Genomic DNA, 15,116 nt, shown 5'->3' on the forward strand with positions numbered 1-15,116 from the left:
TCGTTATCAGGACTTCGGTGCAGCAACTGCTGCATCCGCTTTCCACTGCACCGCTATGCCGTTTGTATAGCGGGCATCTACCCGGCTGACTTCGTCCACGCGGGAGGCCAACCGGTTCTCGTAAACCGTTATGAAGCGCTCAAATCGTTGTTCAACTTTGTCGCGCCCCAACACCACTTCAATGCCGTTTGCCAGAGTCAGCGTCCAGGCACCTCGTGCCTCGAGCGCCAGCCCTGCAAAACCAAGCCCGTAACCGTAAAGCTGCTCACTCATTTTCCGAGCCATGGTGATAACCTCTCTCACTCGCTCATCCGGCCCCGAAAGCTTTGGCAAGCGGCCAGCGACTTCCGGATTCGGCGGCGAGAATAACTCGCCGGATCGACTAACCAGCCGCCCGTCACTCCAATAAGCCAGCGGCTTTTTTTCCCGAATATCAATCACCAAACGCCCGGGCCACACGCGCTTAACCGCCGCAGACTCAACCCATGGCCGTTGTTCCAATACAGCCTTGATGTCGGCCAGATCGGTTGAAAAATAGCTTTTACCAATCCAAGCACCCGCTGCGCGCTCAACTCCGATCCGGCTGTCACCAACAAACTGGCCCTGAACATCGACGGCCAGAATCTGTTGATCCATCGCCGTCAAAAGGCGATCAGTTCCCCAAGGGACCAACGCCGCCAGCAAAACCACCGTTGCTCCCAATCCGACCTGCAGCCAAGGCACAGCCGCCAATATCGCTTTCAACACTCCAAACCGGTCTTGCCCTGGCTCTAGGGTGGTCGCCCCCCGTCGCCGGGGCTGCTCAGGCGGTACCGCCCGGCTCCGGATCAGTAGTGTTTCAAGCATTCGGTGCCTCCACCAAAGTGTCTTCCAGAATCCGCACCACCAGTTCTTGAAAACCGATGCCAGCCGCTTTCGCTGCCATAGGTACCAAGCTGTGATCGGTCATTCCCGGTACGGTGTTAATTTCCAGCAGCCAGAACTCACCTTGCGCGTCCTGCATGATGTCTACACGTCCCCAAGTTCGGCAGCCAACCACACGAAACGCATCTAGCGCCAACTGCTGCAACTGCAGCTCTTTTTCAACCGACAAACCACACGGAATGCGGTAGCGCGTGTCGCCTGCCAGATACTTCGCATCGTAATCGTAGAAATCGTGATCGGTGCTCAGGCCAATCGCGGGCAGTGCCTTGTCTTGCAGTAAGCTAACGGTAAATTCCGGGCCTTCAATCCACTGTTCCACCAGCACCAGGTCATCCATGGCTGCAGCTGTTTCGTAGGCCTCTGCCAGCTCACTAACGCTGCGCACCTTGCGAATACCGATGCTGGAACCTTCGTGAGCGGGCTTTACGCTCAGCGGAGTGCCCAGTTTGGCCACAATATCCTCCGCTTCATCAGCAGACTTCATCGCGCGAAACGCCGGTGTCGGAAGCCCACAGCCTTCGAACACGTACTTGGTGCGTAACTTGTCCATCGCCAGCGCAGATGCCAACACTTCACTACCGGTATAAGGAATGCCTGCCTGCTGCAGAATCGCCTGTATGGTTCCATCCTCACCGCCTCTGCCATGCAGAGCGATAAACACCCGATCAAACTTCGGGGACTCGACGGCGCCCAGCAAACAGCCCTGCACATCTATACCGTGGGCATCCACGCCTGCCGACTGCAGTGCCGACAACACGGCTTCGCCACTATTCAGAGAGACCTCCCGCTCGGCAGAGTTGCCTCCCATAAAGACCGCAACCCGGCCCAAGCCTTTCACCAGCTCGGGCGATGCTAAATAGTTATCGGAGTCGGTATGGCTCATATCACTCACTCTTCGCTACTCCTGTTGCGGCGAGGCGTGCCGCGACGCCACCAATGTCTCCAGCACCTTGGGTAATCAACAAATCGCCGTCTTGAAGTATTTTTTCCAGAAGAGCTTCAATCTCTTGGTTGTCTTCAACGAATACCGGCTCGACGTTGCCACGCTGGCGGATGCTGCGGCACAAAGACCGACCATCCGCTCCCGGAATGGCAGCCTCACCTGCGGAATACACATCCATCAATAGCAGGCCATCGACTTCGGAAAGCACCCGAACAAAATCTTCGTACAGGTCGCGAGTACGAGTGAATCGGTGAGGTTGGTACAACATGACAATACGACGATCAGGCCAGGCTCCGCGAGCCGCCTTGATAACCGCTTCTACTTCCGTTGGATGGTGGCCGTAGTCATCCACCAACGTGGCCTGCGCGTTGGCTGTTTTGTATTCTCCGTAAACTTGGAAACGACGACCCACACCGGCAAAGCCAGCCAAACCACGGCAAATGGCTTTGTCATCAACGCCTTCGTCGGTGGCCACTGCGATCACTGCAAGCGCGTTCAGCACGTTGTGCCGGCCCGGCATCTTAAGTTCGACATCCAGATCGAAGCGACCACCAGGGCGACGCACCACAAAACGGGTCTTCAAGCCGTCGGAAGAAATATTTTCAGCCCGATAATCGGCATCCGGATTGTCGATGCCGTAGGTGATGATGGCCCGAGAAATGCGCGGGATAATTTCCCGAACGTACGGATCATCCACGCACATCACTGCGATGCCGTAGAACGGCAGGTTGTGCAAGAAGTCCACAAAGGTCTGCTTCAGTTTTTCAATATCGCCGCCATAGGTTTCCATATGGTCAGCTTCGATATTGGTGACCACTGAAATCGTGGGGGTCAGGTGCAAAAAGGACGCATCGCTTTCATCGGCCTCTGCCACCAGATAACGGGAACCACCCAGTTTGGCGTTGGTGCCGGCGCTGTTGAGCTTGCCGCCAATAACGAAGGTGGGATCCAAACCCGCTTCACCAAACACCGATGCAATCAGGCTGGTGGTCGTGGTTTTACCGTGGGTACCGGCAACCGCAATACCGTGGCGATAACGCATAATCTCGGCCAACATCTCGGCACGAGGTACGATCGGCACCCGGCGACTGCGCGCTGAAACCACTTCCGGGTTATCCGACGACACGGCAGACGACACCACGACAACATCGGCATTCGCACTATTTTCTTCACGGTGGCCAATGAAAACCTGAATACCCATGGCCCGAAGGCGGTCGGTAACCACGCTCTCTTTAATATCGGAGCCAGATACGTCATAGCCTTGGTTCTTCAGGACCTCAGCAATACCGCTCATACCTGCGCCACCGATACCAATAAAGTGGATACCGCGGATACGGCGCATTTCGGGAACCTGATACACCAGCGGTGTATTGTTCGAATCAGCCATTGACGGCCTCCAGACAGTAATTCACAACTCTCTCCGTTGCATCAGGGCGCGCCAGCGAAAAAGCGGCCTGTGCCATGTTCAGGATACGTTCGCGGTTACCCGCTAAATCTTTCAGTGTGTCGGCCAACAATTCAGGTGTCAGCTGAGACTGAGGAATCAGAATGGCGCCACCCGCTTTCACCATGTGCTGGCCATTGCGGGTTTGATGATCATCTACAGCGTGTGGGAAAGGCACCAGCACCGCGCCGACACCCGCTGCACACAACTCCGACACGGTCAATGCGCCTGCCCGGCAAATGACAAGATCTGCCCAGCTATAGGCTTCAGCCATGTCGCGGATAAAGGGCTCAACACTGGCCTCAACCCCCGCGGTTTCATAAGCTTCACGCGCGGCATCTGCATTTTTTTCACCGCACTGGTGGCGCACTTCCGGGCGTTCGCTTTCAGGCAAAGTTGCCAGCGCCTGCGGCAATTGCTGGTTGAACACTTGCGCGCCCAAGCTGCCGCCTACCACCAAAATTCGTGCGGGGGTGGTTCTACCCTCAAACCTTTGCTTGGGCTCTGGCAATGTTGCCAAGTCTTTACGTACCGGATTCCCGGTGCAGCGGGTCACCGTCTTATCACCGAAACTACCGGGAAATGCTTCCAACACAATGCTCGCGAAGCGCGTTAACAACCGGTTGGTCATGCCCGCAACCGCATTCTGCTCATGAATAATCAACGGTCTGCGCAGCAACCAAGCAGCCACCCCACCCGGTCCAGTAACAAACCCACCCATACCGACAACAGCGTCTGGGTTGATTCTGCGAAGATGGGTATAGGCTTCACCGAGCGCTCGCATCAACCGGAACGGTGCCAGCAACAACGCCAGCTTGCCCTTGCCTCTCAAACCCTTAATGTGAATCAGCGACAGCGGTATTTCGGTCTCACCAATCAACCGCTCTTCCATGCCGCCTTTGGCACCGAGCCAATGCACTTCATGGCCCTGCTCTTGCAACGCCCGAGCTGTGGCCAGTGCTGGGAATACATGGCCGCCTGTTCCACCCGCCATCATGAGGAAGCGACGAGGACTAGTCATAAACCGCGCCTCCTTTAACTTTTCGGGCAGGTTTGTCTGCCGCCATTTTCTCTTTATCCAAACGTTCCATTTCGACCCTGGCAATGATACCCAGACCCACACACGTCACTAACAAACTGGAACCACCGTAGCTAACCAATGGCAACGTGAGCCCTTTCGTTGGCAGCAGGCCGGTCGTTACACACATATTGATGGCCGCCTGCAAACCAACCAGCATCGCGATCCCATAGCTGAAACATGCCCCAAATGGCATGCCACTTCGTTCGGCTCGGCGACCGATCACGAAACCGCTCACCACCAGAGCGGTAAACAGGGCTACCACGATCAGCGCCCCGATCAGACCAAATTCTTCGGCAATGACTGCGAAAATGAAGTCAGTGTGGGCCTCTGGCAAAAAGAACAGCTTCTGGACTGAATTGCCCAGCCCCACGCCTGTCCACTCGCCTCGACCAAATGCAATTAACGATTGAGTGAGCTGATAACCACTATCAAACTGATCCTTCCAGGGATCGAGGTAACTGACGACCCGTTTCAAACGGTATGGGGCACTTACGACCAACACCGTGCCGGCAACGACCATCAGGCCAATCAGCGGCAGAAAGCGCGTGAGCCGAACCCCGCTCAAGAAGATCACGCCGGCGGCCGCGGCACTCAGCACCACCGAGGCGCCAAAATCCGGTTCGATCATCAGCAATCCAACCGCCAGCCCCAACACCAACAATGGCCGAATAAATCCGGACCAATCATTCAGCAGGGCATCACGACGGCGAACAACATATCCCGAGAGATAAGCGATCAAACACAGCTTAGCGACCTCGGAAACCTGAACGTTAAAGACGCCCATCGGTATCCAGCGAGTTGATCCGTTAACCGTACGACCAAGCGGTGTCAAAACCAAAACCAAAACCAGTATGCCGACACCCAATAGAAGCCACCCACTGCGCTCCCACCAAGAGATCGGAATATTCACGGCAACCAGAGCGGCCAAACAACCGAGCATGGCGAAAATCACTTGCCGTACCACGTAGTGATAACTGTTACCTAGCGTTGCTGCGGCCACGTCCATAGAAGCGGACGAGATCATAACCATGCCAATCACCAACAAAGCCACGGAGGTCAGCACTAAAACTGGTAGCGGCTGAAATTCAAGCCCTTTGGTCTGGAGCTTCGGAATGCTGGCTGCTACTTGCATCACAGCACCTCCACCAACGCGCGGAACTGATCACCACGGTCGTTATAGTCCTTAAACATGTCGAAACTGGCGCAGGCCGGGGACAACAACACCCGATCGCCAGCACAAGCCACTTCTCCGGCTTTAGCAACCGCCTGCCCGAGAGAATCTGCAGAAATCGTTTCAACGCTTTGCCCGAGCGCGTCAGAAATTGCGATCGCATCGCGGCCAATCAAAACAACCGCTCTACAACACGCCTTAACCGGCTCGGCCAAAGGAGTAAAATCAGCACCTTTACCATCGCCTCCGACGATCAAAACGACCTTGCCCTGATCTGGCACCAAGCTTTCGATGGCCGCGACGGTTGCGCCTACATTGGTGCCTTTGGAATCGTTGATGTAATCAACGCCATCCAGATTCCGGACAAACTCGCAGCGATGCGGCAAACCGCGAAACTCTCGGGCCACATCCAACATGACCGGCATTGGCAAACCGGCGGCCTGGCCAAGCGCAAAAGCAGCCATCACATTGCTGATGTTATGGCGCCCCATCAGTTTCAATTCGCTGGCCAGCAGCAAGTTGTCAAAACCAAAGGTAATCCAGGTACCTTGGTCGTCATCACGGGTACTGAAGGTATCGGGATTGACGCGATTGAAGCCAAAACACAGAAAACGGAGGTTGTCCCTCGCCATTGGCGTGCTCAGCGCATCATCAAGATTGACAATGGCGTGCTGGCAGCCGCGATATACCCGTTGCTTAGCCTGGAAATACGCCATTTTATCCGGGTAACGATCCATGTGATCATCGCTGACGTTCAACACGGTGGCTGCCACAGCGTTGAGGGTGTCAGTGGTCTCCAACTGGAAACTTGAAACCTCAAGAATGTATAGATCTGCGCCCTTTCCGAGTAGATCCAGAGCCGGCGTACCAATATTGCCACCCACTTGCACCTTTCGCCCGGCGGCCTTCGCCATTTCACCCAGCAAGGTGGTTACGGTGGTTTTCCCGTTAGATCCCGTGATGGCAACGACAGGCGCATCAGCGGCCTCGGCAAACAGATCAATATCACCGCGAATTAATGCGCCGCTCTTCGCAGCCGCGTCAATGGCCTGCTCGGCGATGCTGATACCCGGGCTGACCACGAGCTCGCTGAACTCAGCAAACAGACCTAGGTCGAACTCTCCGAGGTGCACAGGCACTTCCGGCCACCGCTCTTTCAGCTCGTTCAGCCCCGGCGGGTTAGCACGACTATCTGCCACGGTCACCGACCGGCCTTGTTCGGACAAATAGCGCACGCACGAGAGCCCGGTTTTCCCGAGCCCTACGATCAATGTGCGACGATCCGAAACAATGACACTCATAACGACGTTACTTTCCTATCGGAGTTTCAGACTGGCCAAGCCAATCAGTACGAGAACCACAGTAATTACCCAGAACCGCACGATGACTCGCGGCTCCGGCCAACCTTTCAATTCAAAATGGTGGTGCAACGGTGCCATACGGAAGATACGGCGCCCGGTCAGGCGGAACGAAGCCACCTGAAGAATCACCGAGACGGTTTCCATCACGAACACTCCGCCCATAATGAACAGGACGATTTCCTGGCGCACAATGACCGCGACCACACCCAAAGCCGCGCCTAATGCCAGCGCACCTACATCCCCCATAAACACTTGGGCGGGATAGGTGTTAAACCACAAGAACCCAAGGCCCGCGCCGACTAGAGCACAACAGAATACGATGAGCTCTCCGGTACCCGGCAGGTGTGGGATCAACAAATAATTGGCAAATTGGGCGTGCCCCGAGACGTAAGCAAAGATGGCGAGCGCACCGGCAACCATCACAGTGGGCATAATGGCCAGCCCGTCCAGTCCATCAGTCAAGTTCACCGCGTTGCTACTACCCACAATCACGAAGTAAGTCAGCAGAATGAACAGAACTGGCCCCAGAGTCAGGGACACATTTTTCAGGAACGGCAGATACAAAGACGTTTCCTGCGGCAACGTCGAAGTTGCATACAGAACCACGGCAGCAGCGGCCCCAATCACCGATTGCCAGAAGTACTTCCAGCGACCGGGCAAACCACGGGGATTGCGTTCAACCACTTTACGATAATCATCCACCCAGCCGATCGCACCGAACAAAATGGTAACCAGCAGTACGGTCCAGACATAGCGATTGCTCAGGTCTGCCCACAGCAGCGTTGAAATGGCGATTGCCACAAGAATCAACGCACCACCCATTGTGGGCGTGCCGGCCTTGCTCAGATGGGTCTGAGGGCCGTCATCCCGAACCGCCTGCCCAATCTGGTACTGGCTGAGCTTACGGATCATCAGCGGACCGATCATCAGAGAAATCAGGAGTGCTGTCAGCACTCCAAAAATAGCGCGCACGGTCAGGTACTGAAACACCGTCAGCGCAGAAAAATATTGAGATAAAACCTCTGTCAGCCAGAGCAGCATGCGTTTTTCACCTTTGTCTGCATTCCCTCCACCACGCGATCCATGGCAGAACTTCGAGAACCTTTGACCAGCACCACCATGGCACCCTGGCGGCCATCAACGATGGCATCCACAGCTTGCTCATGGGTCTGGAATTGTTCAGCACCTTGTCCGTAGCCCTTGGCGTAGCCCTCACAACCCGGCCCCACCAGCAACAAACGTTCAATACCTTTTTCTTTGGCGTGAGCCCCGACCTCGGCATGCAGGTCGTCGACCTGTTCACCCAGTTCAGCCATAGCGCCCAACACAGCCACCCGGGGCCCCGGGTATCCGAAAAGCACATCAATCGCGGCCTTCATGGAAGCTGGATTCGCGTTGTAACTGTCGTCGATGATCGTAAATCCCGGGACAGGCTCTAACACCTGCAAGCGCCCCTTGACGGCTTGGACGCCGCTTAGCCCTTGCACAAGCTGTTCGTCGGTTGCACCCAGTTCGCGACACGCGGCAATGGCGCACAAGGCGTTACTGATATTGTGCTCACCAACCAGCGGCAGGGTGAATTCACAGTACCAGCCATCGGGGCCTTTCGCCTTGACCGCCATGGTCTGATCGGACGCAATCTGAGCCTCAGCCCGATAGTCCGCTTCCGGATGCTTCATCCGTGACACACTTACGACCCGGCGTCTGCCGGCCCGCGCAAGCCACTGATCATATGCAGGGTCATCCCGATTGAGTACAACCAAACCCTGCTCGGCGACGCCGTCAACGATCTCGCCTTTAGCTTTGACGATGTTCTGGTAACTGCCAAAGCCTTCGAGGTGCGCCTGACCGGCGTTGGTCAGAATCACTACTTGCGGGCGCACAAGAGCAACGGTGTGGGCAATTTCACCCAAACCACTCGCACCCAGTTCAACGGCACCGTATTGATGTTCAGGCGCCACCCGGAACAGCGTTAACGGCACACCAATGTGGTTATTCAAGTTACCTTCGGTCGCAAGTGCCTCGCCCATCTGCGCGAGAATCGCGGCGGTTAACTGGCGCACGGTTGTCTTGCCACTACTACCAGTGATGGCCACCAACTGAGCGCTGCTTTCGTTGCGATTTCCGGCCGCCAACGCTGCAAGCGCGTTAACCGTGTCATCGACCACCAGTTGCGGAAATGGCACCGAATCGTCTGCGGCTTCTACTACGGCAGCAACGGCGCCTTGCAAGCGAGCCTGCTCAAGAAACTCATGACCATCGAACCGCTCGCCACGCAGAGCGACAAACAGCTGACCATCACCAACCGCGCGGGTATCGGTGGATACCCCCTCAAACCGCATTTTTTCAGCATCAACCGGCTTTCCCGCCAACGATGCACCTAGCCAAGACTGGGCTTCGGCCAGCGAAAAGGCGCGCATCATGCCACACCTCCATTCAGGTGCAACTGATTCTGTACCTGTTCAGCATCACTGAAAGGAATTTTTTGGCCCGCCGCTTCCTGCCAGGTTTCGTGCCCCTTGCCCGCCACCAACACCAAGTCCTTCGGACCGGCCATGGCGACAGCTTGGGCAATGGCAGTCGCTCGGTCATGGATAACCTGATAATCGGCGCCTTCGGAGAAACCTTCTTCAATATCTTTAGCAATGTGCGCCGGGCTTTCTGACCTCGGGTTGTCATCCGTCACGATGACCACATCCGCTCGCTGCTGCGCTTCAGCCGCCATCTCAGGGCGTTTGCCCGGATCGCGATCACCGCCGCAACCAAATACGCAGATCAGTTTTCCTTCCGTGTGAGGTCGCAGCGCCGCTAGCGCATTGGCCAGCGCATCTGGCGTGTGTGCGTAATCAACGACCACGCAACGGCCATCTGCCCCCGTGTACTTTTCCAATCGGCCTGCTGGAGGCACCAACCTGGAACAGGCATCTACGGCACGATCGACCGGAACACCCAGCGATAACACCGTCGCCATAGCGGCCAAAACATTGCTCGCGTTGAAACTGCCCAACAGAGGCACTTCCAATACAAACTCGCCCCACAAGCCATCGACCGTCGCACGAAAACCCGAAGCAGTCGGGGTAAATTCTTTCAACCACAGCTCTGTCTGGGCTTCATGGAGGCTGTACCGTACCCGATCACACAACCCTTCTATCTGCTCGTATAACTGGCGCCCAAACGGGTCGTCGAAATTGATGACAGAGAAGTGCAACTCTTCGCGGCGAAACAAGCCAGCCTTGGCCTCGCCATAGGCTTCCATGGTGCCGTGATAATCCAAGTGATCCCGGGTCAGATTGGTGAAGACCGCCCCGGTCATGGCAACTTTGTTAATACGCCCCTGCGCCAATGCATGGGAAGACACTTCCATAACCGCGGCGCGACCTCCATCTAGGCGAATCTGGTGCAATATACGGTTAACCTGAACGACATCCGGAGTGGTGTGAGTTGCTGGCTGCAAACTACCGGGCATACCGTAACCTAGAGTGCCAAGCACTCCGCAGGGCGTACCCGCCTCTTGCAACAACGCCGAGATGTATTGAGTGACCGACGTTTTTCCGTTGGTACCCGTCACGCCTACAACCCGCAAATGCCGAGAGGGATGTTCAAAAAAACGCGTGGCGATGCGCCCCATCTGATCCCTAAGGCCAACAATCGGAACAATCAGAGCACCGTGGCGCTCATGACACTCTTGCGGCATCTTTGCTTCCAATAGAACCGCGGTGGCACCAGCCGAGATTGCTTGATCTAAGTAGGCATCGGCCGGAGTCTTTGCCCCCGACAACGCAATAAATGCGTCACCAGAAGCAACATTACGACTATCCGTTTGCAGACCATGGATAGTGACATCAAACACTGAAGGCACGTCAACAATGCCTTGCAACAGGGTACTAATAGACGTGATACACATAGCTACCCCCTATCCCCGGAAGCCGAAGCTCCAGCATCAGTAACTTCCAGCTCTGGCTTCACATTCAGCAACCGCAACGCATCTCCCATGACCCGGGCAAAGACCGGCGCAGCCACTTCACCACCGTAATACTCGCCAGACTGAGGCGCATCTACGGCCACCACCGTGACGATTTTCGGATCGTCAATCGGTGCCATGCCCGCAAAAATCGCCTTGTACATGCTGTCCTCATAGCCGTGTGCTCCTACGAGGTGCACCGTTCCGGTTTTGCCCCCAGCCGCGTAAAGGCCCGGCTGAGCTCGGCCTCCCGTGCCTTTCGCTACGGCGTCTTTCAGCATCTTTCGGACTTCATAGGTTACTTTTTCGCTTAGAACCCGCTGCCCTTGTGGCCGCTGCTCTTGCTTCAACAGACTGACCGGATACCGTATGCCGCCATTGGCCAACACCATGTAGGCTTGAGCCAACTGCAATGCATTGACGCTCAAGCCATAACCATATGACAGGGTTGCTTCCTCAACCGGACGCCATTTCGGACGGGCGGGCAGGACACCGACGGCTTCACCGGGAAAACCAATCCCCGTTGCCTGCCCCAGACCCATGCGCGAGAACAGATTACTCAGAACATCCCCGCCCAGGTCGTTCGCGATCTTGCTGACCCCAACGTTGCTCGATTTGACGATAATCTTGGTCAGATCCATTACGCCGTAGTTTCGATAGTCCCGAATGGTGAAGCGTCCGAAGCGACGATAACCGGGCGAGGTATCAATGGTGCTATTGATGCTGTATTCACCAGACTCCAAAGCTGCCGCAATCGTCAACGGCTTGATGGTGGAACCCGGCTCGAATAAATCGGTTATAGCCTTGTTGCGTAAATTCTCGACGGCTAACTGTGAGCGGTCATTCGGGTTATACGAGCCCTGATTGACCATCGCCAGAACCTCACCGGTACTGACATCGAGCATAACCAAAGTCCCGCCGCGGGCCTTATGAGCTCCCACAACCGCTTTCAGCTCACGATAGGCAAGGTACTGAAGCCGGAGATCGATGCTCAACTCAAGATCTTTGCCGGGGCGGGCATCACGCACCAACATCAAATCTTTAATGATATGGCCGCGACGATCTTTAAGAACACGCTTTGCACCCGGCTCACCTTCCAGCCATTGGTTGTAGGCCAGTTCAATACCTTCCTGACCGTCTTCGTCTATGTTGGTAAAGCCGACAACGTGAGCGGTCACCTCACCGGCGGGATAGTAACGGCGATATTCCTGGCGCGCATAAATGCCGCCGAGCCCCAACGCTAAAGCTTCTTTAGCCATCGCAGGCTGAACCTTACGACGCAAATAGATAAATTCACGACTCGCGTAATCGCGAAGGCGCTGGCGCAGTTCCCCTTCGGATAATTCCAACAGTCTGGCGAGCACCGCCAACTTCGGATGCTCGGGATCAATTTCTGACGGGTTCGCCCATACAGTCTGAACCGGGGTGCTCACTGCCAACGGCTCTCCATGGCGGTCCGTCACCACACCGCGGTGAGCATCAATGGACTCTGTTCGAATAGTGCGAACATCACCCTGCTGGCGTAAAAAATCATTATCAACAACAAGCAAATCGGTCAGCCGCCAACCAATGCCCAGCATCACCAACAGAAAAACGCCCAGCACAGAGTAAAAGCGCCAAGCTTTCAAGCCTGCCACCAGTCGCTGCACCCTGCTGTTTGTCTGTTCGCTTCGAGCGGACAAATTGGCCACCTTGCTGCTGTGATAGTTCTAGTTAGCCGCAATCGGCGTCATCAAAGGCACCAGCACGATATCCTGCCGCCCCGGAACTCTCATACCAAAACGTTCTGCTGCCAGGTTCTCAACACGACCATGAGCACTCAGAGCACTCTGCTCCAATAAAAGCTGACTCCACTCCCTCTCGTGGGCGTCACGTTGCTGCTGCAGTGTCGACAACGCATTGAAGAGCTCTCGGTTCTCGTGCGCGCTCACGACCACCCCAATAGCGGAGACCGTCAGCACCAGCAATAGAACCAAAGACACGAGAACCTGCTTTTCACGAGCTGTATCGAAGACATCTCTAGAAACTCGAACTGCCGAGACAACGCCTTCTCGGACTTTCTCTTTGTTCAGTTTTGCGGTTTTCGTCGGTTGTTCTATAGCTACGGCACCCATGGCGTCTCGCTCCCTTGCGAATTCGCTTCAGTTGGTTCTTCGTTCCAATACCCGCATAACAGCACTGCGAGCCCGAACGTTCTCGTCTATTTCATGATCGCTGGCCTTATTGGCCTTACCGACCAGACGGTAAGAAGACTGCATCTGCTCCGCCGTCACTGGCACGCCTTTTGGAATCTTTGGCCCTTGAGCCAAATCCCTCATAAACCGCTTAACCAAACGGTCTTCAAGCGAATGGAAGCTGATCACCACCAGCCTGCCACCAGGAACCAGGCGTTCCGCGGCGACTTTCAACCCGATTTCCAAGTCTTCCAGCTCCCGATTGATATAGATTCGGATTGCTTGGAAGGTGCGTGTAGCCGGGTGTTTATGCTTCTCTTTCTTAGGCACCGCCTCGGCGACCAGCTCAGCCAACTGCCGAGTCGTCTCCAAAGGCTCCTCAGCTCGACGCTGAACCACCAAACGCGCAATACGGCGAGAGAAGCGCTCTTCGCCGTACCGGAAAATCACGTCTGCAATGTCTTTCTCGTCCGCACTGGCCAGCCACTGCGCCGCGCTTGGCGCCTGCTGTGGGTTCATCCGCATGTCCAAAGGACCATCGCGCATAAACGAGAACCCGCGCTCAGCATCATCCAATTGAGGCGACGACACACCGAGATCCATCAATACACCGTTGACGGTCGGCCATTGCTTGGCATCCAATGCGCCAGTGAGCTCAGCAAACGAGCCGTGAAACCAGTCAAACCGCTGATCGCTGGCCGCCAACTCTTCTGCCACCCGAATCGCCTCAGGGTCTTTATCGACACCTAGCAAACGCCCCTGTTCGTTGAGCTGGTTCAGAATGAGCCGGCTATGTCCACCGCGCCCGAACGTGCCATCGACATAACAGCCCGCGCTGTCATTAACCAGATAGTCGACGGCCTCATCGAGCAACACGGAGCGATGCCTGAAACCTTCAACTGAGTCAGAATCCGGCTTGGTCATAGTGACAGAGCCTCCATTTCAGGCGGCACATCGTCATCGTCAGAAGACTCATCCAGCCAGGCCACCCAACGCTCTTCGCTCCAGAGCTCCCACTTATTACCCTGACCGATCAACATCAATTTCTTTTCCAAATAGGCGTAACTTCTAAGTGTGGGCGGTACAAGAATGCGGCCAGCCGAATCAAGCTCCATGGGCGCTGCGTTACCGAGCATCAGACGTTGCAAACGACGAACTGGCTTCTTGATATTGGGCAAAGCTTCAATCTTGGGTCGTAAGACTTCCCATTCGGGCTCTGGATACAGCAGTACGCAACGCTCTTCATCTGTATTGGCACTGGCAGTCAAAACAATACGGCCACCACAAAGCTGCGCGAGCTCTTCGCGCAGCTTTGTCGGAATCGCTAAGCGACCCTTCGCGTCCATATTGATGGCATGACTGCCAAGAAAGTTGCTCATTTACGTCGCATCCAAGGGTGCCATTTCCACAAAAAACCACTTTTTCCCACTTCCGCACACTATAGAAACACGCAAAAGACAATGCAAGCGCCGCTTTCGCTGTCGCAAGGCCAAAAGTTCCTTTAATGACAAGAGGTTACGAAATAGAAATTTATGGAGAGCCTGAAAAGACGAAGAGAAGTAGAGAAAAAACAAGAACCTGCAGAGCGTTCTGAACACTTAACCTAAAGCATAAGATCTTTTGGCTATAACTGCAGGGTTGTGAGAAGTACGCACATTAAATAATGATAGGAAAAAGAGCTCGCCGATAAGCCGGGTTCTGTCTTGGACAGTCATTCATCTAGGGCCTGCGTCACCACAGGCCTCAAGCAACCTACCCGAATCCAGCGCGGGCCACGCCAACGGATTCCTATTTGGTCTTGCTCCAGGTGGGGTTTACCATGCCGTGAACTGTTGCCAGTCACGCGGTGCGCTCTTACCGCACCATTTCAACCTTACCGGCGCCCGAAGGCACTTAGGCGGTGTATTTTCTGTTGCACTTTCCGTCGACTCGCGCCGCCCAGGCGTTACCTGGCACCTTGCCCTATGGAGCCCGGACTTTCCTCCCCCGGTAAAACCGGCGGCGACTGTCTGGCGAGCTCGGGGCTGACAATACCCCTGCAGCCGCCTACGCGCAAG

Annotated in this window: 13 protein-coding genes and 1 other RNA gene; all 14 read right to left on the reverse strand. The window is 55.5% G+C overall.

Annotated features, from left to right (window positions below; translation table 11 throughout):
• Positions 1–6: 6 nt before the first annotated feature.
• On the reverse strand, positions 7–846 hold the full coding sequence (locus K5L82_RS09825) for a cell division protein FtsQ/DivIB (RefSeq protein ID WP_223133972.1): 840 nt from the start codon (positions 844–846) through the stop codon (positions 7–9).
• The gene (locus K5L82_RS09830; protein WP_133006407.1) at positions 839–1,807 is read right to left on the reverse strand and encodes a D-alanine--D-alanine ligase; all 969 of its coding nucleotides are present in this window, start codon (positions 1,805–1,807) and stop codon (positions 839–841) included. Before K5L82_RS09830 ends, K5L82_RS09825 begins: the two co-directional genes overlap by 8 nt.
• A 1-nt stretch (position 1,808) precedes the next feature.
• Positions 1,809–3,254 carry a UDP-N-acetylmuramate--L-alanine ligase gene (murC, locus tag K5L82_RS09835; RefSeq protein WP_223133973.1) on the reverse strand — a complete coding sequence of 482 codons (1,446 nt, stop codon included), beginning with the start codon at positions 3,252–3,254 and terminating at the stop codon, positions 1,809–1,811.
• Positions 3,247–4,332: an undecaprenyldiphospho-muramoylpentapeptide beta-N-acetylglucosaminyltransferase gene (gene murG / locus K5L82_RS09840; RefSeq protein WP_223133974.1), complete on the reverse strand. Its 1,086-nt coding sequence runs from the start codon at positions 4,330–4,332 to the stop codon at positions 3,247–3,249. Before murG ends, murC begins: the two co-directional genes overlap by 8 nt.
• Positions 4,325–5,524 (reverse strand): putative lipid II flippase FtsW, encoded by a 1,200-nt coding sequence (ftsW, locus tag K5L82_RS09845; protein WP_223133975.1) that lies wholly within the window; start codon positions 5,522–5,524, stop codon positions 4,325–4,327. The genes murG and ftsW overlap by 8 nt, the downstream gene beginning before the upstream one ends.
• A complete protein-coding gene (gene murD / locus K5L82_RS09850) occupies positions 5,524–6,864 on the reverse strand; it encodes a UDP-N-acetylmuramoyl-L-alanine--D-glutamate ligase (RefSeq protein WP_223133976.1) in 1,341 nt (446 codons plus the stop codon). The genes ftsW and murD overlap by 1 nt, the downstream gene beginning before the upstream one ends.
• A 15-nt stretch (positions 6,865–6,879) precedes the next feature.
• Complete coding sequence (gene mraY / locus K5L82_RS09855; RefSeq protein WP_133006412.1) at positions 6,880–7,965, reverse strand: phospho-N-acetylmuramoyl-pentapeptide-transferase; 1,086 nt, start codon at positions 7,963–7,965, stop codon at positions 6,880–6,882.
• Positions 7,950–9,347, reverse strand: coding sequence for a UDP-N-acetylmuramoyl-tripeptide--D-alanyl-D-alanine ligase (locus tag K5L82_RS09860; RefSeq protein WP_223133977.1), 1,398 nt, complete (start codon positions 9,345–9,347; stop codon positions 7,950–7,952). The genes mraY and K5L82_RS09860 overlap by 16 nt, the downstream gene beginning before the upstream one ends.
• Positions 9,344–10,828 (reverse strand): UDP-N-acetylmuramoyl-L-alanyl-D-glutamate--2,6-diaminopimelate ligase, encoded by a 1,485-nt coding sequence (locus K5L82_RS09865; RefSeq protein WP_133006414.1) that lies wholly within the window; start codon positions 10,826–10,828, stop codon positions 9,344–9,346. The genes K5L82_RS09860 and K5L82_RS09865 overlap by 4 nt, the downstream gene beginning before the upstream one ends.
• Before the next feature lie 2 nt (positions 10,829–10,830).
• Positions 10,831–12,534: a peptidoglycan D,D-transpeptidase FtsI family protein gene (locus K5L82_RS09870; protein ID WP_410505860.1), complete on the reverse strand. Its 1,704-nt coding sequence runs from the start codon at positions 12,532–12,534 to the stop codon at positions 10,831–10,833.
• Positions 12,535–12,594: 60 nt separating this feature from the next.
• Positions 12,595–12,999, reverse strand: a complete 405-nt coding sequence (gene ftsL / locus K5L82_RS09875; protein WP_223133979.1) for a cell division protein FtsL — start codon at positions 12,997–12,999, stop codon at positions 12,595–12,597.
• A gap of 27 nt (positions 13,000–13,026) precedes the next feature.
• Positions 13,027–13,983, reverse strand: coding sequence for a 16S rRNA (cytosine(1402)-N(4))-methyltransferase RsmH (gene rsmH, locus K5L82_RS09880; protein ID WP_223133980.1), 957 nt, complete (start codon positions 13,981–13,983; stop codon positions 13,027–13,029).
• Positions 13,980–14,438, reverse strand: coding sequence for a division/cell wall cluster transcriptional repressor MraZ (gene mraZ / locus K5L82_RS09885; protein WP_133006418.1), 459 nt, complete (start codon positions 14,436–14,438; stop codon positions 13,980–13,982). The genes rsmH and mraZ overlap by 4 nt, the downstream gene beginning before the upstream one ends.
• Before the next feature lie 292 nt (positions 14,439–14,730).
• An RNA gene (gene rnpB, locus K5L82_RS09890) (RNase P RNA component class A) lies at positions 14,731–15,080 on the reverse strand.
• Between the last annotated feature and the right edge of the window lie 36 nt (positions 15,081–15,116).

The sequence above is a fragment of the Marinobacter sp. AL4B genome (assembly GCF_019916045.1).
In the GTDB taxonomy this organism is placed as follows: Bacteria; Pseudomonadota; Gammaproteobacteria; order Pseudomonadales; family Oleiphilaceae; genus Marinobacter.

What these genes read in the sequence shown, in the direction of transcription:
- rsmH (WP_223133980.1), bottom strand. Translation starts at nt 13,983, where the DNA reads ATGACCAAGCCGGATTCTGACTCAGTTGAAGGTTTCAGGCATCGCTCC.
- K5L82_RS09825 (WP_223133972.1), bottom strand. Translation starts at nt 846, where the DNA reads ATGCTTGAAACACTACTGATCCGGAGCCGGGCGGTACCGCCTGAGCAG.
- ftsW (WP_223133975.1), bottom strand. Translation starts at nt 5,524, where the DNA reads ATGCAAGTAGCAGCCAGCATTCCGAAGCTCCAGACCAAAGGGCTTGAA.
- K5L82_RS09860 (WP_223133977.1), bottom strand. Translation starts at nt 9,347, where the DNA reads ATGATGCGCGCCTTTTCGCTGGCCGAAGCCCAGTCTTGGCTAGGTGCA.
- murD (WP_223133976.1), bottom strand. Translation starts at nt 6,864, where the DNA reads ATGAGTGTCATTGTTTCGGATCGTCGCACATTGATCGTAGGGCTCGGG.
- murG (WP_223133974.1), bottom strand. Translation starts at nt 4,332, where the DNA reads ATGACTAGTCCTCGTCGCTTCCTCATGATGGCGGGTGGAACAGGCGGC.
- mraY (WP_133006412.1), bottom strand. Translation starts at nt 7,965, where the DNA reads ATGCTGCTCTGGCTGACAGAGGTTTTATCTCAATATTTTTCTGCGCTG.
- mraZ (WP_133006418.1), bottom strand. Translation starts at nt 14,438, where the DNA reads ATGAGCAACTTTCTTGGCAGTCATGCCATCAATATGGACGCGAAGGGT.
- ftsL (WP_223133979.1), bottom strand. Translation starts at nt 12,999, where the DNA reads ATGGGTGCCGTAGCTATAGAACAACCGACGAAAACCGCAAAACTGAAC.
- K5L82_RS09830 (WP_133006407.1), bottom strand. Translation starts at nt 1,807, where the DNA reads ATGAGCCATACCGACTCCGATAACTATTTAGCATCGCCCGAGCTGGTG.
- K5L82_RS09865 (WP_133006414.1), bottom strand. Translation starts at nt 10,828, where the DNA reads ATGTGTATCACGTCTATTAGTACCCTGTTGCAAGGCATTGTTGACGTG.
- murC (WP_223133973.1), bottom strand. Translation starts at nt 3,254, where the DNA reads ATGGCTGATTCGAACAATACACCGCTGGTGTATCAGGTTCCCGAAATG.